At 68.2% G+C, this 12,025-nt stretch carries 13 protein-coding genes; 3 read left to right on the top strand and 10 right to left on the bottom strand.

All coding sequences use genetic code 11. The annotated features are described in order from the left end of the window. Positions 1-21 precede the first annotated feature (21 nt). Genes E3O42_RS02150 through xseA form a run of 5 tightly spaced genes read right to left on the bottom strand, consistent with a single transcriptional unit; the run spans position 22 to position 4,285 of the window. Complete coding sequence (locus E3O42_RS02150; protein ID WP_255454910.1) at positions 22-1,443, bottom strand: class II fumarate hydratase; 1,422 nt, start codon at positions 1,441-1,443, stop codon at positions 22-24. A gap of 48 nt (positions 1,444-1,491) precedes the next feature. Further along, a complete protein-coding gene (locus tag E3O42_RS02155; RefSeq protein WP_134452295.1) occupies positions 1,492-2,130 on the bottom strand; it encodes a carbonic anhydrase in 639 nt (212 codons plus the stop codon). Continuing rightward, positions 2,127-2,789 carry a DUF4245 domain-containing protein gene (locus tag E3O42_RS02160; RefSeq protein ID WP_134452296.1) on the bottom strand — a complete coding sequence of 221 codons (663 nt, stop codon included), beginning with the start codon at positions 2,787-2,789 and terminating at the stop codon, positions 2,127-2,129. The genes E3O42_RS02155 and E3O42_RS02160 overlap by 4 nt, the downstream gene beginning before the upstream one ends. Next, positions 2,786-3,043 (bottom strand): exodeoxyribonuclease VII small subunit, encoded by a 258-nt coding sequence (locus E3O42_RS02165; protein ID WP_420897847.1) that lies wholly within the window; start codon positions 3,041-3,043, stop codon positions 2,786-2,788. The genes E3O42_RS02160 and E3O42_RS02165 overlap by 4 nt, the downstream gene beginning before the upstream one ends. 15 nt (positions 3,044-3,058) lie before the next feature. Continuing rightward, complete coding sequence (gene xseA, locus E3O42_RS02170; RefSeq protein WP_241984573.1) at positions 3,059-4,285, bottom strand: exodeoxyribonuclease VII large subunit; 1,227 nt, start codon at positions 4,283-4,285, stop codon at positions 3,059-3,061. Between the two features lie 137 nt (positions 4,286-4,422). Between xseA and E3O42_RS02175 the strand changes: the two genes are divergently transcribed. Further along, positions 4,423-5,463 carry a 4-hydroxy-3-methylbut-2-enyl diphosphate reductase gene (locus E3O42_RS02175; protein ID WP_134452312.1) on the top strand — a complete coding sequence of 347 codons (1,041 nt, stop codon included), beginning with the start codon at positions 4,423-4,425 and terminating at the stop codon, positions 5,461-5,463. Positions 5,464-5,486: 23 nt separating this feature from the next. Here the strand turns inward: E3O42_RS02175 and E3O42_RS02180 are convergent, their stop codons facing one another. Further along, positions 5,487-6,098, bottom strand: a complete 612-nt coding sequence (locus E3O42_RS02180) for a DUF6264 family protein (protein WP_134452298.1) — start codon at positions 6,096-6,098, stop codon at positions 5,487-5,489. 33 nt (positions 6,099-6,131) lie between these two features. Next, positions 6,132-7,157: a class II fructose-bisphosphate aldolase gene (gene fbaA / locus E3O42_RS02185; protein WP_134452299.1), complete on the bottom strand. Its 1,026-nt coding sequence runs from the start codon at positions 7,155-7,157 to the stop codon at positions 6,132-6,134. 228 nt (positions 7,158-7,385) lie between these two features. Here fbaA and glpX point away from each other — a divergent pair, with 228 nt between their 5' ends. Then, positions 7,386-8,318 carry a class II fructose-bisphosphatase gene (gene glpX, locus E3O42_RS02190; RefSeq protein WP_174844209.1) on the top strand — a complete coding sequence of 311 codons (933 nt, stop codon included), beginning with the start codon at positions 7,386-7,388 and terminating at the stop codon, positions 8,316-8,318. Between the two features lie 3 nt (positions 8,319-8,321). On the opposite strand, the gene E3O42_RS02195 is transcribed toward glpX, so the two are convergent. From E3O42_RS02195 to E3O42_RS02205, 3 genes are read right to left on the bottom strand one after another with little or no spacing between them, the layout of a single operon-like run. Continuing rightward, positions 8,322-8,990: a pentapeptide repeat-containing protein gene (locus tag E3O42_RS02195; RefSeq protein WP_134452301.1), complete on the bottom strand. Its 669-nt coding sequence runs from the start codon at positions 8,988-8,990 to the stop codon at positions 8,322-8,324. Then, positions 8,990-9,439 carry a nitroreductase family deazaflavin-dependent oxidoreductase gene (locus E3O42_RS02200; RefSeq protein ID WP_134452302.1) on the bottom strand — a complete coding sequence of 150 codons (450 nt, stop codon included), beginning with the start codon at positions 9,437-9,439 and terminating at the stop codon, positions 8,990-8,992. Before E3O42_RS02200 ends, E3O42_RS02195 begins: the two co-directional genes overlap by 1 nt. A 6-nt stretch (positions 9,440-9,445) precedes the next feature. After that, positions 9,446-10,738 carry an MFS transporter gene (locus E3O42_RS02205; RefSeq protein ID WP_134452303.1) on the bottom strand — a complete coding sequence of 431 codons (1,293 nt, stop codon included), beginning with the start codon at positions 10,736-10,738 and terminating at the stop codon, positions 9,446-9,448. Between the two features lie 70 nt (positions 10,739-10,808). Between E3O42_RS02205 and prfB the strand changes: the two genes are divergently transcribed. Continuing rightward, the gene (gene prfB / locus E3O42_RS02210) at positions 10,809-11,915 is read left to right on the top strand and encodes a peptide chain release factor 2 (RefSeq protein ID WP_134452304.1); all 1,107 of its coding nucleotides are present in this window, start codon (positions 10,809-10,811) and stop codon (positions 11,913-11,915) included. Positions 11,916-12,025 lie beyond the last annotated feature (110 nt).

Here is a 12,025-nt window from a genome sequence, read left to right on the forward strand (position 1 = left end):
TCGCCCCTTTTCCCAGCGTGACTACTGCGGCGGCCGAGTCATGCTCAGCACGTCCAGTGCCACGTCGAGCTGCTCGAGGGTGACCTCGCCGCGCTCGACGAAGCCTAGGTCGATGACCGACTCGCGCACCGTAAGACCCTGGGCCACGGAGTGCTTGGCCACCTTGGCAGCGGCCTCGTAGCCGATCACCCGGTTGAGCGGGGTGACGATCGACGGCGACGACTCGGCCAGTGCGCGGGCACGCTCGAGGTTGGCCTCGAGGCCGTCGACGGTCTTGTCGGCGAGCACCCGGGCGCCGTTGGTGAGCAACCGGATCGACTCGAGCAGCGCGGTGCCCATCACGGGGATGGCCACGTTGAGCTCGAATGCGCCGGAGGCGCCGGACCAGGCGATGGTGGCGTCGTTGCCGATCACCCGGGAGCAGACCATGAGCACGGCCTCCGGGATGACCGGGTTGACCTTGCCGGGCATGATCGACGAGCCCGGCTGCAGGTCGGGGATGCTCAGCTCGCCGATGCCGGTGTTGGGGCCGGAGCCCATCCAGCGCAGGTCGTTGCAGATCTTGGTCAGGCCGACGGCGATGGTGCGGAGAGCCCCGGAGGCGTCGACCAGGCCGTCACGGTTGGCCTGGGCCTCGAAGTGGTCGACGGCCTCGGTGATCGGCAGTTCGGTCTCGTTGGTGAGCAGCTCGATGACGAGCTGCGGGAAGCCGGCCGGCGTGTTGATGCCGGTGCCGACGGCCGTGCCGCCCAGCGGAACCTCGGCGACGCGGGGGAGCGCGGTGCGCACCCGTTCGATGCCCAACCGCATCTGGCGGGCGTAGCCGCCGAACTCCTGGCCGAGGGTGACGGGGGTGGCATCCATCAGGTGGGTGCGGCCGGCCTTGACCGCCGTCGCCCACAGTTCAGCCTTGGCCTCGAACGCCACCGCGAGATGGTCGAGCGCCGGGATGAGATCGTCGATGAGGGCGCTGGTCACGGCGATGTGCACCGAGGTGGGAAACACGTCGTTGGAGGACTGCGACGCGTTGACGTGGTCGTTGGGGTGCACGGGGCTGCCCAGGCGCCGGCTGGCGAGGGTGGCGAGAACCTCGTTCATGTTCATGTTCGAGGAGGTGCCGCTGCCGGTCTGGTAGACGTCGATGGGGAACTCGGCGTCGTATCGGCCGGTTATGACCTCGTCGGCGGCGGCCGCGATGGCGTCGGCGATGTTCGCGTCGAGCACGCCGAGACGAGCGTTGGCGAGGGCCGCCGATTTCTTGATGCGGGCCAGGGCCGCGATCTGGGCGGACTCGAGCACGGAGCCGGAGATCGGGAAGTTCTCGACCGCCCGCTGGGTCTGCGCGCCGTAGAGCGCGTCAGCGGGAACCCGGACCTCGCCCATCGTGTCGTGTTCGATCCGGTAGCTGGTCGGTACGGAGCCGGTCTCAGTTGAAATGTCCACCACGGTGTGTCATACCTTTCGATTCATTGTGCGTTCGCGTTGCGGCGGCTAAACGACGCCGACGACGATGTCTGGATCTGCGCGGCCCTCGAGGAGCCGGTAATTCGCACCGACGATAGCCAATGTACCTTCTGCGATGGCGGCGCTGATCATCTCGGAGCGCTGCACGAGCTCCGCCACGGTGTCGCGCAGGTGTTCCCGGCCCACGGCGGATGCGTCGACGTCGACCGGGTCGAGCGGGCCGGTTTTCGATCCATTGACGCGGCGCACGGCCGGCACGATCTTCTCGATGATGTTGTTGATGTGCGGGGGCAGGGCCACGGCGTCCGGGCCTTGCGAGTCGATGGCGGCTCGCACCGCTCCGCATCGGTCGTGGCCGAGCACCAGGATGAGCGGCACCTTGAGCACGGCGACGGCGTACTCGAGCGAGCCGAGCACCGAATCGGAGATGACCTGGCCGGCGTTCCGCACGACGAACAGGTCGCCCAGGCCCTTGTCGAAGATGATCTCGGCGGCCAGCCTGGAGTCGCTGCAGCCGAACAGGGCAGCCATGGGGGTCTGCACGAATGCGGTCTCGGCGCGGCGGTCGACGTCCTGGCGGGGATGCTGCGGCGTGCCGGCAACGAAGCGCTCGTTGCCCTCGGCGAGGTCGGTCCAGACCTGGGCTGGTGTGGGCGTGTCGGTCATTCGCTGGAGCCGTTCTGTTCGGTGGTGATGTGCTCGGCCACGGCGCGGGCGAGCACGGTCAGCTCTTCGTCGTCGGCCGTGCCGATGAGGAGATAGCTGCTCTCGCCGGCCTCGGTGACGAGGGCGGACTCGAAGTTGCCCCGGTCGGCGGCCGGCGCGGGATTGCGGTACACGTCCCAGTCCAGGCCGCCGATGCTGATGGTGTCGGCCGGATCGACCTTTTCGAGCTGTTCGGCCAGCCAGGTGGGGTTCGCGTCGACGGCCTGGGTGAGGCCGATGAACTCGTTCTTCGGGGTGAGCAAGCCAAGGAACCAGCTCGAGACGCCGTCGTTGCCGCCCTGGCGCCATTGTGCGGCGTTGGCACGCCAGCCGGAGGGAAGAGTGGGCACCACCAGGGGCTCGTCGACGCCGGGCTGCACCTGTGCGGCGACGGTGGCGTAGTCGATCTCACGGTCGAGGGGGGTGTCGCTGCGCGGCACGATCAGCACCAGCACGATGACAGCGCCAATGGTCGCCAGCAGCGAGTAGACGAGGTTGTTGATGGTCTTGCGGGCCCGGTAATTCTTGGAGTTCGTGGCCAGCCGGGTGGCGCGTTCCTCGGCGGTCTCCGGGCGGCCGAGCTCCGCGACGACCCGCGGCGGGCGGGGGCTGCGGCTCATTCCGCGGTGGCCGCGCCGCGGGCGGCGTCCAGGCGCGCCTTGGCGCCGATCAGCCATTCCTCGCAGCGGGTCGCGAGGGCTTCGCCCCGCTCCCAGAGAGCCAGGGATTCCTCGAGCGTGGACGCGCCCTGCTCGAGCACCGAGACGACGCGGATCAGTTCGTCCCTGGCCTGCTCGTAGCTGAGCGAGTCGACCGCCGGGATGGTGCCGGGGGTGTTCGAGGGCGTGGCTGCGGACGAAGTCATGTCATCCATTCTATTTCTTTCAAACTATTTCGAGACCGCGGGCACGGTGCCGACGCCGACGGTGATGAGGAGTTCGGTGCCGGAGGGCGCCTGGTCGCTGGAGCGCAGCACGTGGCCGTCGGGCAACTGCACGATGGCGTAGCCGCGGTCGAGGGTGCCCTGGGGGGAGAGGGCGCGCAGCTGGGAGCGAAGCTCGACCACGCTGGAGCCCGCGCGTTCGAGGGTGCGGTGCAGCAGCTCGGTGCCGCGCGCCACGTACCGGGTGAGATCCTGCGAACGACTGTCGATGATCCAGTCGGCGCCGGCGAGCACCGGCCGGCTGCGCAACTGGCCGAGCCTGTCGACCTCGGTGGCGAGGATGCCGGTGAGCCGGCTGCTCAGGCGCGCCCGGGCCTGCTGCACCCGGTTGAGCTCGTCGGAGACGTCGGGCACCACCCGTTTCGCCGCGTCGGTGGGGGTCGAGGCGCGGAGGTCGGCGACGTCGTCGAGCAGCGGCCGGTCGGCTTCGTGGCCGATCGCGCTGACCATCGGGGTGGTGCAGGCCGCGACGGCGCGCACGAGTCCCTCGTCGCTGAAGCCGAGCAGGTTCTGGAAGTCACCGCCGCCGCGGGCGACGATGATGACGTCGACCTCGGGGTCGGCATCCAGCTGCCTGATGGCCGCCGTGACCTCACCGACCATCCGGTCGCCCTGCACGGCGGCGTGCACAACCCTGAAGTCGACGGCCGGCCAGCGCAGTTGCGCGTTGCGGAGCACGTCTTTCTCGGCATCGGAGTCCTTGCCGGTGACCAGGCCGATGCGGTGCGGCAGGAACGGCAGCGGTCGTTTGCGGGACACGTCGAAGAGGCCCTCGGCCTTGAGCTGCGCGCGCAGTCGTTCGAGTCGTTCGAGCAGGTCGCCGAGCCCCACATGGCGCAGCTCGTAGACCTGCATCGTGAGGGTGCCGCCCTTGACCCAGTAGTTGGGCTTGACGAGCGCGATCACCCGGTCGCCCTGCTTGAAGTCACCGGTCAGGCGGGCCTTCACCGAAGACCAGACCGTGAAGCTCACGGTCGCATCCACCGAGAGGTCCTTGAGCTTGCCGTAGACGTTGCCGCCGCTGGCGCCCCATTGCACGATCTCGCCCTCCACCCAGGCGGTGCCGAGCCGTTCGATGTAGCCGCGGATCTTGTTGGAGAGCACCGCGACGGGCCAGGGGGCGTCGATGGTGGGCGGCTCGTCGCCCGCGGCGGGCATCGTGACTGCGTTCATGGGTCTCCTGGGTCTGGGTCTGGGTCTGGGTCTGCGTCTGCGGTAGCCGGCTCGTCGTTCAGACGGTCTGCTCAGACGCGCCCGCTTAGACTGTTCGGGTGAGTACCAGTACTAATGCGCCCGTGATCGGCCTTGGCATGCCCAGAATTCCCAGCCTGCGCAACAGGCTCAAGGATACCCCGGTGGTTGGGCCGAAAAAGGTGCTGCTCGCGGCCCCGCGCGGTTACTGCGCTGGCGTAGACCGCGCCGTCATCGCCGTGGAGAAGGCCCTCGAACTGTACGGGGCCCCCGTCTACGTGCGCAAGCAGATCGTGCACAATACCCACGTGGTGAGCGAGCTCGAGAAGAAGGGCGCCATCTTCGTCGAAGAAGTGGATGAGGTCCCCACCGGTTCGCACATCGTCTTCAGCGCACATGGCGTGTCGCCGGCCGTGGTTAACGCCGCCGCCGCTCGTGGCCTGTCGGCCATCGATGCCACCTGCCCGCTCGTCACCAAGGTGCACCGCGAGGCGGTGCGCTTCGCTCGCGACGACTTCGAGATCTTGCTGATCGGCCACGAGGGCCACGAAGAGGTCGAGGGCACCGCCGGCGAGGCGCCGGAGCACACGACGCTCGTCGGCAGCCCGGACGAGGCAGACACGATCGTCGTGCGCGATCCGAACAAGGTGGTCTGGCTGTCGCAGACCACCCTGAGCGTTGACGAGACCATGGAGACGGTGCGCCGGTTGCGCGCCCGGTTCCCCAACCTGCAGGATCCGCCCAGCGACGACATCTGCTACGCCACTCAGAACCGTCAGGTGGCCATCAAGAAGGTCGCCCGTGACGCCGACCTGGTCATCGTGGTGGGGTCGGCGAACTCGTCCAATTCCGTGCGCCTGGTCGAGGTGGCGCTGGAGTACGGCGCCAAGGCCGCCTACCGGGTGGACTATGCCAACGAAGTGAAGCAGGAGTGGCTCGACGGTGTGAACACCGTGGGCGTCACGAGTGGGGCTTCCGTGCCAGAGGAGCTCGTGGAGGAGCTGTTGCGCGACTTGGCCGGCGCCGGTTACGGCGACGTGGAGCAGGTCAAGACCGCCGAGGAAGACCTGCTCTTCTCGCTGCCCAAGGAGCTGCGCAAGGATCTGCAGGGCAAGACCGACGCGCGTGCGCTCGGCGGCAGGGTCAGCCGGCCGGAGTAGCCAGCCCTACGGCCGGCTGAGCGTTACGGCCGGCTGAGGTACTCGAGCAACGCCGGGTCGCCGGCGAGCACAACGGCCACGGCCGCGACCAGCAGGACGAAGGCGACGACGCCGCCGATGAGCGGAACGTAGAACGCACGCCGGCCACGGAGCAGCAGAAGGATCGCTGAGATGGCCGCGGCCACCCAGACGAGTCCCTGGCCGATGCTGCTTGCGGTGATGGTCGCGGTGACGGACTCCGTCACGGTGTAGGCGCCCAGTTCGGCCTGGGAATAGAGCATCGCCAGGGCCTGCGGCAGACTGCCGAGCATCGAGATGGTGAAGTAGGCGCCGAGCAGCCCGAGGACCAGCAGGCTGACGGTGAGGGGCCGGTCCCAGGCCGGCGCCGTTCCCGGTACAGTGAGGCCCGGCGCTGCCCGGCCCGGCGCCGCGGAGTCCGGCCGTTCGGCCGATCCCCCCGTCGCCCGGGCGGGCGTCGCCGTCGCGGATGCGGCGGCAGAGGCCGCAGGAGAGTGTTCGTCCTGCGGCGGGTTCCAGGTCCAGCCCTCCGGAGCCAGCTCGCCGTAGCGGGGCTGGGGGCGGTAGTCCACCGGCGGGGTTGCCGCCGGCTTCTGGTCTGGAGCGTTCTCTGCCATCGTCTTCCGGTTGTTTCTGTTGAGCTGAGCTGTCTAGCTGTTCGAGTGCCCGGCGGAACCGAGCTGACGCGTGGCCTGGGCGACGCGAGCGGCCATGGCCGACTCGGCAACCTTGCCCCAGGCGCGCGGGTCGTACAGCTTCTTGTTTCCGACCTCACCGTCGACCTTGAGCACGCCGTCGTAGTTCTTCAGCATGTAGTCGGCGATGGCGCGGGTGAACGCGTACTGGGTGTCGGTGTCGACGTTCATCTTCACGACGCCGTTGGCGACGGCTTCGGCGATCTCGGCGTCGGTCGAGCCCGAGCCACCGTGGAAGACGAGGTCGAGCGGCAGTGCGCTGGTGCCGTACTTGGCGGCGACGCTGGCCTGGATCTCCTTCAGGAGCTCCGGACGCAGCTTGACGTTGCCGGGCTTGTAGACGCCGTGCACGTTGCCGAAGGTGAGGGCGGCCATGTAGCGGCCCTGCTCGCCGAGGCCGAGGGCCTCGATCATCTTGACGGTGTCGTCGAAGGTTGTGTAGAGGTTGTCGTTGATGTCGCCCTCAACGCCGTCTTCTTCGCCGCCGACGGCGCCGATCTCGACCTCGAGGATGGCGTTGATCGCCTTGGTGCGGGTGATGATGCCCTTGGCGATCTCGAGGTTCTCGTCGAGCGCGATGGCCGAGCCGTCCCACATGTGAGACTGGAAGATCGGGTTGAAACCATCGGCGACGGCCGTCTCGGAGGCCGAGATGAGGGGAAGGACGAAGTCGTCGAGCGCGCCCTTGGGGCAGTGGTCGGTGTGCAGGGCCACGGTGACGGGGTAGTTGTCAGCAACGGCGTGCGCGAACTTGGCGAACGCGAGGGCACCGGCGGCACGGTTCTTGACGGTGTGGCCGGCGAAGTAGTCGGCGCCACCGGTGGTGACCTGGATGATGCCGTCGGAGCCGGCTTCGGTCAGGCCCTGGAGAACGGCGTTGATGGACTGCGAGGAGGAGACGTTGAATGCGGGGTACGCGAACCCCTTCGACTTGGCCTTGTTCAGCATTTCGGCGTATTGGTCTGGGGTTGCGATGGGCATTGCTTCTCCTCGAAATCGAGCGGGGGTGTCGGTCAAGTCTAGCGAGGGCTCCTGTGTGAGCGCTCGGGGTACAAGGTCCCGCTCTAGGGGCGCTGGGTAAGCTGGCCCCGTACCGGCGAAGTATTCCGGCGCGTCCCTCAGCAACCCACATACGATCTCGAAGGACACCAACACACAGTGACTACTGAACACGATTCCCTCTACCTCCACCCCGACCGCAGCCTCGGCATGGAACTGGTGCGGGCCACCGAAGCCGCCGCCATCCGCGCCGTCCCGTTCATCGGCCGCGGCGACAAGAACGCCGCAGACGGCGCCGCCGTGGACGCCATGCGCAAATTCCTCGGCACGGTCGATTTCGACGGCGTCGTCGTCATCGGCGAGGGCGAGAAGGACGACGCGCCGATGCTTTACAACGGCGAGCACGTCGGCAGCGGGCGCGGCCCGTCCTGCGACATCGCGGTCGACCCCATCGACGGCACCTCACTCACCGCCAACGGCCGCCAGAACGCCCTGAGCATGATCGCGGTCGCCGACCGGGGCAGCATGTACGACCCCAGCGCCGTGTTCTATATGGACAAGATCGTCACCGGTTGGGAGGGCCACGGTGTTGTGGACCTGCGCCAGCCCATCGGCGAGAACATCCGCGCCCTGGCCAAGGCCAAGGGCAAGGACGTGTCCGATATGACCATCGCCATCCTCGACCGGCCCCGGCACGCCGGCCTGATCGACGAGGTGCGCGCCGCGGGCGCCGGCACCCGGTTGATGCTTGACGGCGACGTGGCCGGCGGCATCAACGCGGCCATCACCGAGACCCGGATCGACATGTGCGTCGGAATCGGCGGCACCCCTGAGGGAATCATCACCGCCTGCGCGCTCAAGGCGCTGGGCGGCTTCATCCAGGCGAAGCTGCACCCCAAGGACGACGACGAGGCCCAGCGGGCCATCGACGCCGGCCATGACCTCGACCGCATCCTCGGCGTGAACGACCTCGTCACCAGCGACAACACCTACTTCGTCGCCACCGGCGTCACCGATGGCCAGCTGGTCGGCGGTGTGCGCAAGATGGGTCCGAAGATCCGGACGGAGTCGATCGTGCTTCGCGGCAAGAGCGGCACCATCCGCCGGGTCGTGGCCGAGCACCTCGCGGAGAAGTGGGTGTAGCAGCTACTCGACGATGATGCCCAGCTGCGCCGCGAGCAACGGAGCGAGCAGCGCGAGCTGGGCGTCGTCGATGGTGGCACCCTTCAGCCCTTCCAGGCTGTGGATGGCCAAGAAGTCGCTGGAGCGGAGGTCCACGTCGCTCAGCCGCGCGCCGGCCACGTCGAGGGTGCCGATCCGGCAATCGCGAAGTTCGAGCCGTTGCACGGTGGCGCTGGAGAGGTCGAGCTCATCGATGATGCAGTTGGAGATGAGAACGTCGGTCAGGGTGGCGTTGCGCAGATTCACGAAGTCCAGCTTCGAACCGTCCAGCTGCACGCTGCGCAAGCTGGAGTCGTAGAGCTCGACCGAACCGAGCCTGGAGTGCTCGATGCGCACGTCGCGCCAGCTCGATCGCGGCGCGCTGAAGACCGCCGCGTGCAGTTCGGTGGCGATGCACTCGTTCCACGTGCTGCCCCGCAGCACCGTCGTGTTCAGGTCGACTCCGTGGAACTCGCACTCCGCGAACCGGGTTCCGGTGAAGTCCCGGCCGGAGAAGTCCACCCGGCTGTACCGTTCGGCCTCCCGGTCGTCGCCGCGCCCCACAAGGGCGCCGTCGTTGTCCAGGAGGTTGTCGAGGATGATCCGGTCGAGCTGGGGGCCGCGCCGCTTCGACCGGCGCGGTGCGTTGACCACTAGGAGGCCGGCTCGGCGACCGGCTCCAGCAGGAACACCGGGATGACCCGGTCGGTCTTGACCTGGTAGGCGGCGTAGTCGGGGTACGCCGCAACGGCGCGCTCCCACCAAACGGCCTTCTCTTCGCCGGTGATCTCCCGGGCGATCATGTCCTGCCGTAGCGGGCCGTCCTGAACCTCGACGAGCGGATGCGCGAGAACGTTGGCATACCAGACCGGGTTCTTCGGGCTGCCGCCGAGCGAGGCGACCGCGGCGTAGCGGCCGTCGTGCTCGACCCGCATGAGCGGAGCCTTGCGGACCTTGCCGGACTTGGCACCGAGGGTGCTCAGCACGATCACGGGCATCCCGCGCATGGTGGTGCCCTTGGCGCCGCCGGAGGACTCATAGAGGTCGACCTGGTCGCGGACCCACTTCTCGGGGCTGGGCTCGTATTCTCCGTGCAGGGGCATGGTGGCCTATCTCTCTCTCGCGGTGAATCGGGGGTGGCGCGGCGCGTACCGAGGAATGTAACGCCAGAGGACGCCGGCACCAATCAGGCCCACGACCCCCATCACACCGCTGGCCACTGACAGTGAGATCACCGCGGTGATGCCGGCGACGGCCAAGGGAGCGGCGGCGCTGCCGAAGTCGGCCGTGAACCGCCAGGCGCCCAAGAATGGGGCGGGGCCGCTGGGCGGTGCCAGGTCGGCGCCCAGGGTCATCAGCAGGCCGCTGCCGATGCCGTTGGCCAGGGAGAGGAACATGGCCACGGCGATGAACCACTCCACGTTCGCGGGCAGGTCGTGGGTGAACGCGAGCGCGAACATGCCGAGCCCCAGGCCGATCATCGACGGGATCGCGGTCCACATCCGGCCGAAGCGGTCCATGATCTGGCCGCTGGCGTAGAAGAGGGCGAAGTCGATGCCGCCGGCGATGCCGATGATGAGGGCGGTGTCGGGTTCGCTGACGCCGATGCTGACCGCCCAGAGCGGGAGCATCACCGTGCGGCTGGCGCGCAGGGCGCCAACCAGGCCGGCGCCGGTACCCAAGCGGAGCAGCACCCCGCGGTAGCGCCAGATGGTGGGGAACAGGTCGTTCGACTCGGCCGCGGCGGCACGCTCATCGTCGGTGCCGCCCTCTCCGACGGTGCGCACGGCCGGGTCGGACGGCGCCGTGTCCGAGGCGCCGGCGAAGGTGTTCGACGGGTCGGGCAGCAGCATCAGCACCAACGCGGCGGCCAGGCAGCAGACGATGAAGACCCAGAAGACGGCGGTCGTGCCGCCGGTGAGGTGGATGACTCCGGCGGCGATGAACGGGCCGACGAACCACCCCGCCCGGAAGACACCGCCGAGGGTGGACAGGGCCCTGGCCCGGTAGGCCACCGGCACATAGCTGGTCATGAAGGCGTGGCGGGCGAGGGCGAAGACGGCGGTGGCCAGGCCGATCAGGAAGATCCCGACAGCCAGGACGACGGGGTTGGGGGCCACGATGCAGACCAGCACGGCGATGATCGCCAGCAGCGACGCCCCGATCATCGAGTTCCGCTCGCCGAACCGCGAGACGACGGAGCCGCTCGGGATGTCGCCGATCAGCTCGCCGACCATGACCATGGCCGCGATGAATCCGGCGAAGGCGAGCGATGCTCCGAGGTCGTTCGCCACCAACGGAATGAGCGGAATCATCGCGCCCTCGCCGATGGAGAAGAGCAGGGTGGGCAGGAATGCGGCCAGGGCCACCCCTCTGAGGCTGAAGGGGCGCTCGGTACTCATCGAATCGATGCTACCTCGCGGGCCCGGCACCGGTCGTCGGCGCAAGCGGGCCGGTAGGCTGGATTCCACAATGATTGAGCTGGATTTCTCTGAGCAGATCGCCGCGCTGCGGGCCACGTTTGACGACATCCGGTCGGTGATCGACATCGACAGGCTGAAGCTGGACATTGCCGAGTTGAGCGACCAGGCGGGTGCCCTCGACCTGTGGAACGACTCCGAGCACGCCCAGAAGGTGACCAGCGAGCTCAGCCACCGCCAGTCGGAGCTCAAACGCATCGACAGCATCGAGTCGCGCCTCGACGACCTCGAGGTGCTCGTGGAGCTGGCCAACGCCGAGGGCGACCAGGAATCGGCCGACGAGGCGACGGCCGAACTGCGCAGCGTGCAGAAGGTGCTGGGCGACCTCGAGGTGCACACCCTGCTCAACGGCGAGTTCGACCCGAACCCGGCCGTGATCACCATCCGTGCCGGGGCCGGTGGCGTGGACGCTGCCGACTTCGCTGAGATGCTGTTGCGCATGTACCTGCGCTGGGCCGAGCAGCACGACTACACCACCAACGTGCTCGACGTGAGTTACGCCGAGGAGGCCGGCATCAAGTCCGCCACGTTCGAGGTGAACGCGCCGTACGCTTTCGGCACCCTGAGCGTCGAGGCCGGCACGCACCGCCTGGTGCGGATGAGCCCGTTCAACTCCGCGGGCAAGCGCCAGACGTCCTTCGCCGCCGTCGAGGTGGTTCCGCTGATCGCCCAGGCCGAGGCTGTCGAGATCCCGGACAACGACATTCGCGTGGACGTGTTCCGCTCCAGTGGCCCCGGCGGCCAGTCGGTGAACACCACCGACTCCGCCGTGCGCATCACCCACCTGCCCACCGGCCTGGTGGTGAGCTGCCAGAACGAGAAGAGCCAGATCCAGAACCGTGCGGCGGCGATGCGGGTGCTGGCGTCCCGGCTGCTGCTGTTGCAGCGCGAGCAGGAGGCGGCGACCAAGAAGGAGTTCGCCGGCATCATCACCGCCAGCTGGGGTGACCAGATGCGCAGCTACGTGCTCGCGCCGTACCAAATGGTCAAGGACCTGCGCACCGAGTACGAGGTGAACAACCCGTCCAACGTGTTCGACGGCGACCTCGACGGATTCATCGCCGCGGGCATCCGCTGGCGCAAGACTCCCACCGACTAGCTGTACTGAGCCACTACCTGGGTGACACTCGGCTGATGGGTGTTCCTCCGATGCCGGTGTGGATGCGTTCAGTGTTGTAGTGGTTCAGCCAGGGCGCAAGGGCGTTGGCG

It is taken from the genome of Cryobacterium adonitolivorans, assembly GCF_004402695.1.
GTDB classification, from domain to species: Bacteria; Actinomycetota; Actinomycetes; order Actinomycetales; family Microbacteriaceae; genus Cryobacterium; species Cryobacterium adonitolivorans.

Excerpts from the sequence above, each read along its gene's own strand:
- E3O42_RS02155 (WP_134452295.1), bottom strand. The coding sequence starts at position 2,130 with ATGACCGACACGCCCACACCAGCCCAGGTCTGGACCGACCTCGCCGAG.
- E3O42_RS02160 (WP_134452296.1), bottom strand. The coding sequence starts at position 2,789 with ATGAGCCGCAGCCCCCGCCCGCCGCGGGTCGTCGCGGAGCTCGGCCGC.
- E3O42_RS02165 (WP_420897847.1), bottom strand. The coding sequence starts at position 3,043 with ATGGATGACATGACTTCGTCCGCAGCCACGCCCTCGAACACCCCCGGC.
- xseA (WP_241984573.1), bottom strand. The coding sequence starts at position 4,285 with ATGAACGCAGTCACGATGCCCGCCGCGGGCGACGAGCCGCCCACCATC.
- E3O42_RS02175 (WP_134452312.1), top strand. The coding sequence starts at position 4,423 with ATGCCCAGAATTCCCAGCCTGCGCAACAGGCTCAAGGATACCCCGGTG.
- E3O42_RS02180 (WP_134452298.1), bottom strand. The coding sequence starts at position 6,098 with ATGGCAGAGAACGCTCCAGACCAGAAGCCGGCGGCAACCCCGCCGGTG.
- fbaA (WP_134452299.1), bottom strand. The coding sequence starts at position 7,157 with ATGCCCATCGCAACCCCAGACCAATACGCCGAAATGCTGAACAAGGCC.
- glpX (WP_174844209.1), top strand. The coding sequence starts at position 7,386 with ATGGAACTGGTGCGGGCCACCGAAGCCGCCGCCATCCGCGCCGTCCCG.
- E3O42_RS02200 (WP_134452302.1), bottom strand. The coding sequence starts at position 9,439 with ATGCCCCTGCACGGAGAATACGAGCCCAGCCCCGAGAAGTGGGTCCGC.
- E3O42_RS02205 (WP_134452303.1), bottom strand. The coding sequence starts at position 10,738 with ATGAGTACCGAGCGCCCCTTCAGCCTCAGAGGGGTGGCCCTGGCCGCA.
- prfB (WP_134452304.1), top strand. The coding sequence starts at position 10,809 with ATGATTGAGCTGGATTTCTCTGAGCAGATCGCCGCGCTGCGGGCCACG.